This window comes from Bradyrhizobium sp. T-1, from assembly GCF_053592855.1.
In genome coordinates this window covers 3,584,903-3,597,573 of the sequence record NZ_CM132115.1, presented here as the reverse complement: position 1 = coordinate 3,597,573, position 12,671 = coordinate 3,584,903, and the positions used below count along the sequence as shown (strand labels likewise).

12 protein-coding genes are annotated in these 12,671 nt (G+C 64.2%); 6 read left to right on the top strand and 6 right to left on the bottom strand.

Translation table 11 applies throughout. From position 1 onward, the window contains the following. The gene (locus ACWAT4_RS17250) at positions 1–1,533 is read right to left on the bottom strand and encodes a class I SAM-dependent methyltransferase (protein ID WP_212301535.1); all 1,533 of its coding nucleotides are present in this window, start codon (positions 1,531–1,533) and stop codon (positions 1–3) included. 140 nt (positions 1,534–1,673) lie between these two features. After that, positions 1,674–2,378, bottom strand: a complete 705-nt coding sequence (locus ACWAT4_RS17245) for an SDR family oxidoreductase (RefSeq protein ID WP_212301536.1) — start codon at positions 2,376–2,378, stop codon at positions 1,674–1,676. A 126-nt stretch (positions 2,379–2,504) separates the two neighbouring features. Here ACWAT4_RS17245 and ACWAT4_RS17240 point away from each other — a divergent pair, with 126 nt between their 5' ends. Then, complete coding sequence (locus tag ACWAT4_RS17240; protein ID WP_212301537.1) at positions 2,505–3,347, top strand: GNAT family N-acetyltransferase; 843 nt, start codon at positions 2,505–2,507, stop codon at positions 3,345–3,347. Between the two features lie 156 nt (positions 3,348–3,503). Further along, positions 3,504–3,818, top strand: coding sequence for a hypothetical protein (locus ACWAT4_RS17235; protein WP_212301538.1), 315 nt, complete (start codon positions 3,504–3,506; stop codon positions 3,816–3,818). Positions 3,819–3,843: 25 nt separating this feature from the next. On the opposite strand, the gene ACWAT4_RS17230 is transcribed toward ACWAT4_RS17235, so the two are convergent. Continuing rightward, positions 3,844–4,293 carry a hypothetical protein gene (locus ACWAT4_RS17230; RefSeq protein WP_212301539.1) on the bottom strand — a complete coding sequence of 150 codons (450 nt, stop codon included), beginning with the start codon at positions 4,291–4,293 and terminating at the stop codon, positions 3,844–3,846. Positions 4,294–4,868: 575 nt separating this feature from the next. On the opposite strand from ACWAT4_RS17230, the gene ACWAT4_RS17225 reads away from it, so the two are divergent. Then, positions 4,869–6,725 (top strand): alkaline phosphatase family protein, encoded by a 1,857-nt coding sequence (locus ACWAT4_RS17225; RefSeq protein ID WP_449730981.1) that lies wholly within the window; start codon positions 4,869–4,871, stop codon positions 6,723–6,725. 39 nt (positions 6,726–6,764) lie between these two features. Here ACWAT4_RS17225 and ACWAT4_RS17220 read toward each other — a convergent pair whose 3' ends face one another. Further along, positions 6,765–7,349: a hypothetical protein gene (locus ACWAT4_RS17220; protein WP_212301541.1), complete on the bottom strand. Its 585-nt coding sequence runs from the start codon at positions 7,347–7,349 to the stop codon at positions 6,765–6,767. Between the two features lie 382 nt (positions 7,350–7,731). Between ACWAT4_RS17220 and ACWAT4_RS17215 the strand changes: the two genes are divergently transcribed. Next, positions 7,732–8,391 (top strand): peroxiredoxin, encoded by a 660-nt coding sequence (locus ACWAT4_RS17215; RefSeq protein WP_449730980.1) that lies wholly within the window; start codon positions 7,732–7,734, stop codon positions 8,389–8,391. 114 nt (positions 8,392–8,505) lie between these two features. Here ACWAT4_RS17215 and ACWAT4_RS17210 read toward each other — a convergent pair whose 3' ends face one another. Together ACWAT4_RS17210 and ACWAT4_RS17205 are read right to left on the bottom strand one after the other, a co-directional pair. Further along, complete coding sequence (locus tag ACWAT4_RS17210) at positions 8,506–8,898, bottom strand: DUF2177 family protein (protein WP_449730979.1); 393 nt, start codon at positions 8,896–8,898, stop codon at positions 8,506–8,508. Between the two features lie 93 nt (positions 8,899–8,991). After that, complete coding sequence (locus ACWAT4_RS17205; protein ID WP_449730978.1) at positions 8,992–10,722, bottom strand: methyl-accepting chemotaxis protein; 1,731 nt, start codon at positions 10,720–10,722, stop codon at positions 8,992–8,994. A gap of 170 nt (positions 10,723–10,892) precedes the next feature. Between ACWAT4_RS17205 and ACWAT4_RS17200 the strand changes: the two genes are divergently transcribed. Next, complete coding sequence (locus ACWAT4_RS17200; protein WP_449731223.1) at positions 10,893–12,284, top strand: cryptochrome/photolyase family protein; 1,392 nt, start codon at positions 10,893–10,895, stop codon at positions 12,282–12,284. A 69-nt stretch (positions 12,285–12,353) separates the two neighbouring features. Continuing rightward, positions 12,354–12,647, top strand: coding sequence for a histone (locus tag ACWAT4_RS17195; RefSeq protein WP_449730977.1), 294 nt, complete (start codon positions 12,354–12,356; stop codon positions 12,645–12,647). The last annotated feature ends 24 nt before the right edge of the window (positions 12,648–12,671 follow it).

Sequence of the window (12,671 nt, the reverse complement as noted above, 5' to 3'; positions counted from 1 at the left end):
TTAGACGATCCCGAGCCGCCCCAGCAGCGGCACGACGCTGTCGTCGATCGCGGCGATTTTGGTGGCGATCTGCGCGCGGACCTCGTCCGCTGAGAGCTTTCGGCCGTCCTTCTCAAAACTCCCGCCACCGAGAGCGGTGAGGCTCGCGAGCAGCGCGGCCGGATCGGCGATGCCTTTGCGCCTGGCCTGCATATAAAGCTGCGTGAGCGGATCCACCCTGATCCCGCCGCCGGTAACGGGCGAAGCCAGATAACGCAGCTCTGTCGTCTCCTTGGCACGCGCCGTCACCGCCGCGTTGAACGCCTGCGTCGACCTTTGCCGCACCGCCTCGTCCTCAAGCGGCAGCGCTGGGGCGAGGTGCCCCTGCCCGACCAGTACTTTGATCGCGTCGGTGAGCGAGGCCCAGCCCAGCGTCGTCTCCGGCAGGCGCTCCACCACCTCGCGCAAGGTGAGCGGAGCGGCGGCAAAAGCATCGATCACGGGCTGGTACAGTTCGCTGCGCAGTTGAAAGCGGCCAAGCGGCGCATCGAAGGCCAGCTCGATATCGTCGCGCGGGCTCGTCAGCACGAAGCGCGATGCCAGCCAACGGTCCCGCGCAGCCATCGGCGTCATCGGCGCAAAACCCTTGGCAAAGATGTCACGACGAAACTGACGGCCGATGATCATGTCGCGCGTGGTCTCGTTGATCAGGGGATCGGCGAGGTCGGCCAGCAATGCCTGCTGCGCGTCCGTGAAATTGACGCGATCGACATGATCGGTGAGATGGGCCGAGCCGAGATAAGTGAGCTTTGCCGCAGCGAGTTCCTGGGCGAGATCGGCAAAGGTGAACGCCTGCCAATCCCGCGTCAGAAGCTCGTGTGCGAGATAGGACGCCGGAAGCTTGCGCAACCGCTCGAGCTGCACGGCGGCCTGCGGATACATCCGGTAGAAGTGCGCGCCGGCCTCCTTCAGCCGGTCGGCGAGCGCGAGCGCCTGGTCCAGCGCGCGGTTCGACGAGACCTGCGGCTGAGCGCCCTGCAATTGCACCATCAGCCGCCGCAGGGGTGCCATCCCCGCCCAGCCGGGCATCGCGTCGTAAGAGACGTAGACGAGGCCGCCGGGCTTCAGCCGCCGCCGGATCAGCGCGACGATCGCCTTGCGATGATCTGCACCGATCCAGCTATAGACGCCATGTAGCGCGATGATGTCGAACTCCGGCACCGACGCGTCATCGGCGAGCTCGGCGAAATCGGCCTCGCGAAAGACGATGTTATCGAGCCCGGCGGCATCGGCAAGCGACCGTGCACCCGCGATATGGGTCGGGTTGAAATCGGCGGCGAACACCTTCGTGTTGGGATTTGCGGCTGCGACGATGGTGGCGGTCAGCCCCTGCCCGCAGCCGAGATCGCAATAGGACAGCGCCTCGCCGCGTCCGCCGGGCGCCGCCACGCCCTTGGCGAGCGCGGCGAAACTGAGCATGGCCGGGACCTGCACGCGGCAGAAATCGTGCACATAGGCCGTGTCGACGATGTATCCGGATCCCCAATCGGCCATGCGACCCTCGCGAGGACATCCAACAACGCTTGCCCAGCTTGTTTGAGCATGGTCTTTTCGGAAAACCGCTTCACGCCTTTCCGGACCCTGCTTACAGGCTCGCACAAGTCGGCTAACGGCTCAAGCGAGGCCCGCGGTCCTCAGACCGAGCGGGTCAGCCCGCCATCAACGCGGATGTTCTGGCCGGTGATGTAGGCGGCGCCATCGGACGCGAGGAAGGAGATCGTTGCGGCGATCTCCTCGACCTTGCCGTAGCGCATCAGCGGCACGCTGTCGCGGCGTGCATCAGTCTGCGGCAGGCTGTCGATCCAGCCGGGCAGCACGTTGTTCATACGGATATTGTCGGCCGCATGGGTGTCGGTGAAAATCTTGGTGAAGGCGGCAAGGCCCGCACGGAACACGGCCGAGGTCGGAAACATGGAACTGGGTTCGAACGCCCAGGCGGTCGAGATGTTGATGATGGCGCCGCCCTTCTGCGCCTGCATCACCGGCGTCACCAGCCGGGTCGGACGAATCACGTTGAGGAGATACGTGTCGAGGCCAAGATGCCATTGCTCGTCGGTAATCTCGGTAATCGCCGCGCGCGGGCCGTGGCCGGCGCTGTTGACGAGCACGTCGATGCGTCCCCACTCCGCCAGCGCCCCGTCGACGAAGCGCTTCAGATCGTCATTGGACTTGTTCGAGCCGGTCACACCGAACCCACCGAGCTCGACCGCGAGCGCCTCGCCCTTGCCGGAGGACGACAGGATTCCCACGCGAAAGCCGTCGGCTGCAAGCCGGCGCGCGGCCCCTGCTCCCATGCCGCTGCCACCTGCGGTAACGAGCGCGACCTTCTCTGCTGCCATGATCGATCATCCCTGTGATAGCGTTGAGGCGAACCGAAGGCCCAGCCTGTCATCAGGCCTTCTACAGCCAGACTTGTCCGCAAGCCAGACTTGCCAACGAGCCCCATCGCCACGAGGCACCACGACATGAGCGATTTGCAGATCCGCAATTTGCGCCCCGATGAGATCTCCATCGCAATCGACTGGGCCGCGGCGGAAGGGTGGAATCCGGGCCTTGCCGATGCCCGCTGCTTCGCGATTCCGGACGCGGACGGTTTCTTCGTCGGCGAGATCGACGGCGAGCCGGTCGCCACCGTCTCCTGCGTCAATTACGACGATCGCTTCGCCTTCCTCGGCTTTTATATCGTGCGCACAGGCTTTCGCGGCAGAGGTTACGGCCTGCGTATCTGGAACGCCGCGATCGCGCATGCGGGCGCGCGCGTGATCGGGCTCGACGGCGTCGTCGCGCAGCAGGACAACTACAGGAAGTCCGGCTTCCAGCTCGCTTACGCCAACATCCGTTACAGCGGGACTGCCGCCGTTCCATCTCGCTCGCCCGCTGATGTCGTTGCGCTCGACACGATCCCATTCGCGGTTGTGGACGCCGACGACGCAACAGTCTTCCCGGCGCAGCGCAGCGCTTTTCTGCGCGCCCGGATCAATACGCCTGGACACGTCGGACGCGCGTTGATGCGCAACGGCAAGCTTTCCGCGTGGGGGGTGATCCGCCCCTGCCGGGCGGGCCGCAAGATCGGCCCACTGGTAGCCGATCACCGCGCCGCCGCCAACACCATCGTGCAGGCTTTGCTGGCCAGCCCCGGAAGCAACGAGATTACGCTCGACATCCCCGCGGTGAACCGCGAAGCTATCGTACTTGCGGAATCCCTTGGCCTGAAGCCGACGTTCGAAACGGCGCGAATGTACACTGGTGCAGTCCCATCGCTGCCGCTCGACCGCGTGTTCGGCGTATCCAGTTTTGAGCTAGGCTAGTACCACTTTTGATATAGCCCCCTTCCGGCTTGAAAATTGTAATCTGCTTCACGTCGCCGCGGCGACTTAGCGTGTAGTCGTATCGCATCCGCCGATTTTGCCGGCCGGCTCGATCAGCATTTTTCTCACAACGAAATTTCATGCGGGAGGATTTTCATGACCGAGGCCAGAGGCAAGGCTCGCCCTTCGCAACATACGGCCGACGACCTGCAGCGCCCCGGGATCGCGGCTGCGCTGCTGCTTGCCGTCGTGACGGCCTTGGGACTGCACACTGTCGTCTCGGCGCCAGCGCTACGCGAGGCCGCCGAGACGGAGCTCGCGCGCGTCATTGCGGATGAGGATCGGGATGTCTGCGGCCAGTTCGGGCTGCGCTCGGGAACGATCTCTTTTGCGGCCTGCAGCCGCGAGCTCGCGAGCGTCAGGCGGAAACAGTCCGAGCGCGACCAGGCTGCCGCGGCAGGAATTCTCTAAAGCAATCGATAATGCGATGCGCCGCTCAGTAGCAACGCATGACGTTGACGGTGTGCTCGCCGCCACCGCGCCCGGGCACGGTCACCTGCTCGGTCGGACAACTCGGCACATAGGGCCGGTCTGACGGAACGACGTTCGGCGGGAAGCGATGCGACCAGTCCCAGGGAATGTCATAGGTGTACGTGTAGCGCACGTCGGTGGAGACCGGCTGCCCAGGATCGACGAAAGGCTGGTTGGAGCCTGCATTGTCGTAGAAGAACCCGCCGCCGCCCGGCCAGTAGACCCAGGGCGTGGTGCGGCCGCGGAATCGTGCGCCCGGTGCCATCGGCGGATGGACTGCGGCCGGCGGTGTGGCCGCGGTCACCATGCCATGCGGCGCGACACCGCCCGCTCGCGCAAAACTGTCGCTGGAACCGAGGAGCAGCGCGGCTGCGCCGAGCGAGGCGAGCAACGCCCCATATGATCTGGACATCATGATACGCACCACACTCGTTTGGCTTCGCGAACTCGCTCCCCACCCCCACGCTAGGCCGGGCTGTCGCCCACCCGCAAATGTATAATTAATTATTGGTTAAGGCGCGGGATTAACGGGGAACCAGGTGCGGCAGAACGCCCGGCATTTTCGGCTGGTTCAGGCAGGTGGACGACAACACCTTGCCCAGCCTAGTTGGACAAAACGGGCAAACTGCCCGTCAATCGGCGCAGCCAAAATTCCACCTTATCGAAATTCCGAAATCGCGCAGTCAGAAGGCTCGGGCGAAATGCGCCGGGCGGATGCGAGGGCGTGTCTGCGATGGAGATCGCTAGCTGGAGAAGTGAGGCCTGCACCTTGCTCCGTTATTGCAATGACGGTCGACGCAGCTGTGCTCGACACCACGCTGTCCTGCCCCTTTCGCACCCCGCAATGCCGAATCTGTGGAGGCCTGGCCGCCTCCCCCTCACTTCTGCATGCCCATTCGCCCTTGTAACAAAACCGTCATGCAGCAAAACTAAACGATTGCCGGGGGCCGCGGTTCGGCGGCCAAGCCGCCTCACCGCTAGGAGATTTTGATGCGCCGTTCACTGGTGTTGCTGTCAGCCGGGCTGACAGTGTTGTCCACCGGATTTGCCTCCGCCGAAAACAACACGCCCCGCAACCTGATCCTGTTCATTCCCGACGGGCTGCGCGCGCTGAAGATCACTCCTGAAACCGCGCCTGCGATGGCCGAGGTCCGCGACAAAGGCGTCAACTTCAAGAACTCGCATTCGCTGTTCCCGACCTTCACCATGGCCAACGGCTCGGCGATGTCGACCGGTCACTACCTCGGCGACACCGGCGTGTTCTCCAACACGATCTGGACCAACTACACCTCAAGTCCCGCCGGCAACACCGTGGTCCCCTTCATCGAAAACGACGCCGTGCTCGGCGACATCGACGAGCATTTCAAGGGCGACTATCTCAACGAAGACACCGTTTTGAAGATGGCGCGCGACAAGGGCCTGAGCACGGCCGCCATCGGCAAGGTCGGACCGACCTATCAATGGGACCACACAGATCATCCGGAAAAGCCAGGCAAGCATTCGATCGTCATCGACGACTCCACCGGTGGCAAGGCCAGCGTGGCATTGTCGGACGAGATGAAGGAAGCCCTGACCAAGGCCGGCCTCCCCCTCGTCACCCCGAGCCGCGGCGACAACGCCAAGGCGGGCGACGCCAAGACGCCCGGCACCACCGTTGCCAACGTCGCGCAGCAGGCTTATTTCGCCGACGTCGCCACCAAGGTGGTGATGCCGATGTTCAAGGCGCGCAACAAGCCGTTCGTGCTGGTGTTCTGGTCGCGCGACCCTGATGGCACCCAGCACAACCAGGGCGACAGCCTCAACCAGATCCTGCCGGGCATCAACGGCCCGAGCACGATGGCGAGCATCAAGAACGTCGACAACAATCTCGCCCAGATCCGCAAGGCGCTGGACGAGCTGGGCCTCGCCGCGAACACCAACATCATGATCCAGGCCGACCACGGCTTCTCCACCATCTCCAAGGAGAGCAAGACCAGTCCCTCGGCCAAGGTCAGTTATGACGACACGCCGAAGGATTTCTTGCCGATGGGCTTCGTCGCCCTCGATCTGGCAAAGGCGCTCGACCTGCCGCTGTTCGACCCCAACGACAAGAACGCGGTCGCCACCGGCAACGCCCATCCGAAGGCCGGCAACGGCGTGCTCGGCAAGGATCCGACCAAGCCCGAGCTCGTCGTCGCCACCAATGGCGGCTCGGACCTGATCTACCTGCCGAACAAGGACAAGAAGCTGGCGGCCAAGACCGTAAAGGCGCTGCTGGAGCAGGACTACGTCTCCGGCCTGTTCGTGGACGACTCCCTCGGCCGCTTCCCCGGCACGCTGCCGTTGTCGAGCATCAATCTACGCGGCAAGGCGGCGACACCGACCCCGGCGATCGTCGTCAACTTCCGCTCCTATGCCAGCGAGTGCGGCGAGGCGCCGACCAACTGTTCGGTGCAGGTGGCCGACACTGTGCTGCGCCAGGGCCAGGGCATGCACGGCAGCTTCAGCCGCGGCGACACCTACAATTTCATGGCCGCGATCGGTCCGGACTTCAAAGCCGGCTTCGTCGACGAGTTGCCGGTCAGCAACGCCGACGTCGGCATGACCGCGGCCCGGCTTCTTGGCCTGCGCGGCTCACAGAATGGTGGCCTGGTCGGCCGGGTGATGTCGGAAGCCCTGCCCAACGGCATCGTGCCGAAAGCGTACAAGGCCGTGGAGAAGTCGAAGAAGAAGTCCGAAAACGGGCTCGAGACCGTGCTCAACGTCCAGCGGGTCGGCAGCCAGCGCTATTTCGACGCCGCTGGCTTCCCCGGCCGCACGCTGGGCCTGGAGCCGGATGCCGGCAAACAAAAAACGGCGGGGAAATAACCCCGCCGCTCCGTCGCGTCTTCAAAGAAGCGCGATCAATCACATGCCGATGTCGAACACGCTCGGCAATTGGCCCGCCAGAGGCAGCGCGGTGGCGCCCAGGAAGGTCGCCACCATCGCCATCAGGCGACGGTTGTTCTGGCGCTTGCCGCGCATCTGGCCGGCGATCCATTCAAGCATCTCGCTCTTGACCTTCGAGGCATAGGACGGCGCCCAGCTCTCGATGTCGGAGTCCTGCGCCAGCGCGATGCTGCGCGGCGGCACCTTCAGGCCCGAGGCGCTCGCCGCGTAATGGGCGACGGCCTTGGCCAGCAAATCGTCGAACCGGCCGTCGTCGGCGCGCTCGGTCGCGGCTTCATTGATCTCGAACAGCACCTCGGCTTCGGCGCGGCTCACCGGCTGGTCGTTGACCGCCGTGGCGGTCAGGATGCGAGCGCACCAGGCGGCGTCATCGGCATCGATGGAACGGGAAAAGTGCACCCGGCCCTTGGTGGTCGGGCCTTCGCCCGTGATCACGCCGTCGCGCACGATGGAGAGCGCATGGGCCGCGGTATCGCGGCAAGACGGTTCGAGGGACGACGGTTCAACGGACTTTTCAGCGGACTTGGGCAGTGCGGCAGACATAGTTCACTTCCAGATTTCTTCTGATCGACCAGCATTTTCATGCGGGCGTAAAGGGGTGGTTAACGATTCGGTATGGGGATCGCGACTTTTCTCAATGGTTGCCGATTAGTCGCTGCGAGGACCGTTTCGGTTCCGGAGAGCGTCGGGCGGGCGTGATGCGGGTCATAAAAGGCTTTATCGGGGCAACCGAGACCGTGAAGCCCCGGTGGAGATGTTTCGCCGCAGGCGTGTCCCGGTAACAGAAAGGTGCTAGGAATTCGGCCTTTCAGAGAAGGAATTCACATTTTACTTCAAGCGGTTCACTTGAGGTCGGCAAGATCCTATACTGAGCTGGACGGCAGACGGAAATTCCCAAGTAAATTCAATGCGATGAGGTCAAACCATGACACTTCCGATCGGTACCACCGCCCCCGACTTCGAAGCCGAGACCACCGAAGGGAAGATCAAGTTCCACGACTGGATCGGCAATAGCTGGGCACTCCTGTTTTCGCACCCGAAAGACTTCACGCCGGTTTGTACGACCGAGCTCGGCGCTCTCGCCAAGTTGAAGCCGGAATTCGACAAGCGCGGCGTCAAGCTGATGGGCCTCTCGGTCGATCCGGTCGACCGCCACTCGAAGTGGTCCGAGGACATCAAGGAGACGCAAGGCGCGGCCCCGAACTATCCGATGATCGGCGACACCGATTACAACGTCTCGAAGCTGTACGGCATGCTGCCGGCGGCGATCTCGGGCGATCCACTCGCCCGTACTGCCGCCGACAACCAGACCGTCCGCAACGTCTTCATCATCGGGCCGGACAAGAAGATCAAGCTGGTGCTGGTCTATCCGATGACCACGGGCCGGAACTTCCACGAAATCCTGCGCGTCATCGACTCGCTCCAGCTCACCGCCAAGCATCGCGTCGCAACCCCGGCCGACTGGCAGCAGGGCGAGGACGTGATCATCGCGGGCTCGGTTTCCAACGACGAGGCCAAGACGATTTACCCGCAGGGCTGGAAAGAACCGAAGCCTTACATCCGGATCGTGCCGCAGCCGAAGTGACGGGCTGCGGTTGCACCCGCAACCGCTGATCGTCATCCCGGGATGGTCCGACGGACCAGACCCGGGATCTCGAGATTCCGGTTTCGTCCAACGGACCGCCCCGGTATGACGGTGTTAGGTCACACGATCCGCTACCAAAAGACCCGCGGTCGACGAGACCGCGGTCACCACCGCGCCCCAGCCGATGTCGAGAAACGCGACCGGCCAGGTCCAATGCTTGAGCAGCGCCAGCGCGGTGAGATCGAACGTGGCATAACAGAACAGCCCGAACAGCGCGCCATAGAGCAGCGTCGACGGCCATGTCGCGCCAGCTGCACCACTGACGAAGATCAGGACACCGGCGACATAGAGCAGATAAAATAGGATCGCCGGCAGAGGCTTCAGCTCGCCCAGCATGCCGCCGACTTCCGCGGTGAAGAAGCCCTTGGCGATCAGGCCGAGGAACAGGAAGTCCAGTCCGGTCAGGACGATCAGGGTCGCGGCATAGAGAACGGCGATGCGGTTCACGGGCGGCCTCCCTGCCCGCGACGCGCGGGCAGTCACATCATGCCGTCAGTTACGTCACGACGGGCCGATGGTTTCAGCCAGCCAAGCCGGGGATCAAGCCGCCTGCACGCGATCGAGGAAGCCGTCGACCTCGGTCTTCAGATTCAGGCTCTCGCCTGACAGCGCCTTGGCGGAGGCAAACATCCGGCTCGAGGTCTCACCCGTCTCGCTCGCGCCTTCGGCCGCTTGACGCACGTTGACAGCGACGCTCGCCGTGCCCGAGGCCGCCGCGCGAACGCTGGCCGCGATGTTGTGGGTGGCGGTCCGCTGCTGCTCGACCGCAGCCGAGATCGAGCCGGCGATGCCGCTGATGCGCTCGATCGTCTTGGTGATCGCCTTGATGGCGGTCACCGACTCTTCAGTCGCAAGCTGCATGCTCGCGATCTGGGTCGAAATCTCGTCGGTCGCTTTCGCCGTTTGGCCGGCCAGCGTCTTGACCTCCTGGGCCACCACCGCGAAGCCGCGCCCCGCATCGCCCGCGCGCGCAGCCTCGATGGTGGCGTTCAGCGCCAGCAGATTGGTCTGCTCGGCGATCGAGGTGATCAGCTTGACGACGTCGCCGATGCGCGCGCCGGCTTCCGACAGCTGCGCGATGCGCTGGTCGGTGGCCTCGGCCTGCTGCACCGCCTCGGCGGAGATCGCGTTGGATTCCTGCACGCGGCGGGTGATCTCGGAGATCGACTGCGACAGTTCGTCAGACGCCGACGCCGCCGAACGGACGTGGTCGGAGGCCTCCTCGGACGCACCGGCCGATTTCGCCGACAGGTCGGCGGTGGAGCGCGCGGCGTCGGTCAATTGCCGTGCCACCCGTTCGAACTCGCCGGACGAATGCAGCACCTTGTCGAGGATGCCGCCGACGCCGCCGCGGAACTCGTGCACGAAATTGCGCAGATCGGCTTTGCGCTGCTCGGCCGCCGCAGAAGCAGCTTCCGCCTGCTCGCTGCGCAGCCGCGCCCGCTCCACTGAATTGCTCTTGAAAACCGCCACCGTACGGGCGATCTCGCCGATCTCGTCGGCGCGGTCCTCGCATTCGATCGCGACGTCGCTCTCGCCGTTGGCGAGCGCCGTCAGCGAGTGCGTGACCGAGGTCAGCGGCCGGGTGACGCGGCGAACGACCAGCATGGTGAGCACCAGGACCAGCAGCGCTGCAACGCCGGCGGCGGCTGCCATGCTCGAAATCGCCTGGTTCAGCATGGCTTCGAACTGCGCCATCGGGATGCCGACATAGAGAATGCCGATAACCTTCCCCGCGCCATCCTGCACCGGAAAATAAGCGGTCATGAAGGATTTGCCGAACAGCGTCGCCGGGCCCTTATAGGCCTCGCCACGGCGCAACACGGTCTGCGCCGGATGGTCAGCGGCGAGCTGGGTACCGACGGCGCGGTCGCCATTCTCTTTCTTCAGGTTGGTCGAGCGGCGGACGAACTGGCCGCTCGCATCGTCGAACACGAACAGGGTCGCGCTGCCGCCGACATAGGACACCACGCGATCGACGATGGCGTGATCCTTGAAGTCTGGCATCTTGGCGATCTCGGCGCGCGCCACCGTGCCATCCCGCATGGCAATCTTGGCATCGGGAACGATCTCGGCGAAGGCCAGCGCCAGCGTGCGCAGATTGACTTCGATGTCGCGCAATGCGCGATCATTGAAAGCAGAGGTGAGCGACCAATAGCCGGCGCCGACCACGAGCGCCGTATTCATGGCAATCAGCAGCACCGCACACAGGACGGATTTGGTGCCGAGCTTGAAGTGCGGCAGAAACTTCGCCGTTAATGATTTGGACATGAATGGAACTACCCCCGGAACTCCTGCATATTCATGCAATCGGCTTACGACCCCATTAACGGTCGTTCACAGCGCCGAACGTCGCATGTTTTCCAAATCGTGAACGAGGACACTCCCTGACCCCGCCAAGCCCCCCGCCTGTCATCGTCTGGTTTCGCGACGACCTCCGCCTGTCCGATCACCCCGCCCTCCATGCCGCCACCAAATCCGGCGCGCCGGTGATCTGCCTCTACGTGCTCGACGACGCCGCCGGCCGGGCCCCCGGCGGCGCGGCGCGCTGGTGGCTAGCGCAATCGCTGCGGGCGCTCGGCGCCGACGTCGCCGCGCGTGGAGGGTCATTCGTCCTGCGCAAGGGGCCGGCGGCCCGGGTAATCGCTGACCTGGCACGCGAGAGCGGTGCCGGCGGAGCCTACTGGAACGCGGTCGCTCAGGCCCCGCATCAAGCCATCGAGAAACAGCTCGAAGCAGCGCTTGCAAAGCTTGGCGTGGATTCGCAAAGTTTTCCCGGCGACTTGCTCGTCCCACCCGCGGCGATCCGCAACAAGGAAGGCCGCGGCATGCGCGTGTTCACGCCGTTCTGGCGGCGGGTGCTGTCGCTCGGCGACCCGCCCAAGCCGCTGCCCGCACCGAAGGAGCTGCGCCCCGCATCGAAGGTGACCGGCGACACGCTTGAGAGCTGGAAGCTCGAACCAACCACGCCCGACTGGGCCGGCGGCCTGCGCGACACCTGGACGCCGGGCGAGACCTCCGCCCGAGCGCGCCTGCGCGACTTCCTCAAGCACGCCGCGCGCGGCTATGTCCGCGACCGCGACCGCCCAGACCACAAAGGAACCTCAGGTCTCTCGCCGCATCTGCGGTTCGGCGAGCTCAGTCCGCGCCAAGTCTGGCACGCCGCGCGCTTCGCAGCCGCCGAGAATCCAGCGATCGGATCCGGTATTGAAAAATTCCTCAGCGAGCTCGGTTGGCGCGAGTTCTGCCGCCATCTGCTCCACGACCACCCGAACCTTGCCACCGAAAACCTGCAAACCAGCTTCGACGATTTCCCCTGGAAGAGCGACAAGAAAGCGCTTACCGCCTGGCAGCGCGGTCGCACCGGCTATCCGATCGTCGATGCCGGCCTGCGCGAGCTCTGGCACACCGGCGTGATGCACAACCGGGTGCGGATGGTTGTCGCCTCGTTTCTGGTCAAGCACCTCCTGATCGACTGGCGCGACGGCGAGGCCTGGTTCTGGGACACGCTGGTCGATGCGGATGCCGGCAGCAATCCGGCCAACTGGCAATGGGTCGCCGGCTGCGGCGCCGACGCGGCACCTTACTTCCGCGTCTTCAATCCCGTGCTGCAGGGCGAGAAGTTCGATCCTGATGGAACCTATGTTCGGCGCTGGGTGCCGGAACTGAAAGACATGCCCGCGAAGCTGATCCACCAGCCATGGCAGGCGACGCCGATCGAGTTGGCCAGTGCCGGCATCACATTGGGCAAGACTTATCCGCAACCGATCGTCGATCACGCCAAGGGACGCGAGCGCGCGCTCGCCGCTTACGCAAAGATCCGCAAAGGTTGAGCGTTGCTTTGACACAATTATGAAACTCGCTATCGTCGTCGCTCCATGCAAAACCGTGGGGGACACGATATGGACGACGATAAGCCGATGACCGAGCAGGCGATGGAGACGATCACCACCGCCGTGGAAGCGACCAAGGACGCCGCAGTCACCGCCGTGAAGAAGGTGAAGAAGGCCGCCAAGAAAGTCGCAAAGAAGGTAGCGCCGAAGAAGGCAAAGAAGGCTTCCAAGAAGAAGGCCAAAAGGGCTGCCAAGAAGGCTGCCAAGAAGTCGTCGAAGAAAGCAGCCAAGAAACCCGTGAAGAAGGCCGCCAAGAAGACCGCGAAAAAGGCTGCCAAGAAGAAGAAGAAGGCCAAGCGCTGATCGCGGCTCGAGAACCGGTCTCCG

What these genes read in the sequence shown, in the direction of transcription:
- ACWAT4_RS17250 (WP_212301535.1), bottom strand. Translation starts at nt 1,533, where the DNA reads ATGGCCGATTGGGGATCCGGATACATCGTCGACACGGCCTATGTGCAC.
- ACWAT4_RS17245 (WP_212301536.1), bottom strand. Translation starts at nt 2,378, where the DNA reads ATGGCAGCAGAGAAGGTCGCGCTCGTTACCGCAGGTGGCAGCGGCATG.
- ACWAT4_RS17240 (WP_212301537.1), top strand. Translation starts at nt 2,505, where the DNA reads ATGAGCGATTTGCAGATCCGCAATTTGCGCCCCGATGAGATCTCCATC.
- ACWAT4_RS17235 (WP_212301538.1), top strand. Translation starts at nt 3,504, where the DNA reads ATGACCGAGGCCAGAGGCAAGGCTCGCCCTTCGCAACATACGGCCGAC.
- ACWAT4_RS17230 (WP_212301539.1), bottom strand. Translation starts at nt 4,293, where the DNA reads ATGATGTCCAGATCATATGGGGCGTTGCTCGCCTCGCTCGGCGCAGCC.
- ACWAT4_RS17225 (WP_449730981.1), top strand. Translation starts at nt 4,869, where the DNA reads ATGCGCCGTTCACTGGTGTTGCTGTCAGCCGGGCTGACAGTGTTGTCC.
- ACWAT4_RS17220 (WP_212301541.1), bottom strand. Translation starts at nt 7,349, where the DNA reads ATGTCTGCCGCACTGCCCAAGTCCGCTGAAAAGTCCGTTGAACCGTCG.
- ACWAT4_RS17215 (WP_449730980.1), top strand. Translation starts at nt 7,732, where the DNA reads ATGACACTTCCGATCGGTACCACCGCCCCCGACTTCGAAGCCGAGACC.
- ACWAT4_RS17205 (WP_449730978.1), bottom strand. Translation starts at nt 10,722, where the DNA reads ATGTCCAAATCATTAACGGCGAAGTTTCTGCCGCACTTCAAGCTCGGC.
- ACWAT4_RS17195 (WP_449730977.1), top strand. Translation starts at nt 12,354, where the DNA reads ATGGACGACGATAAGCCGATGACCGAGCAGGCGATGGAGACGATCACC.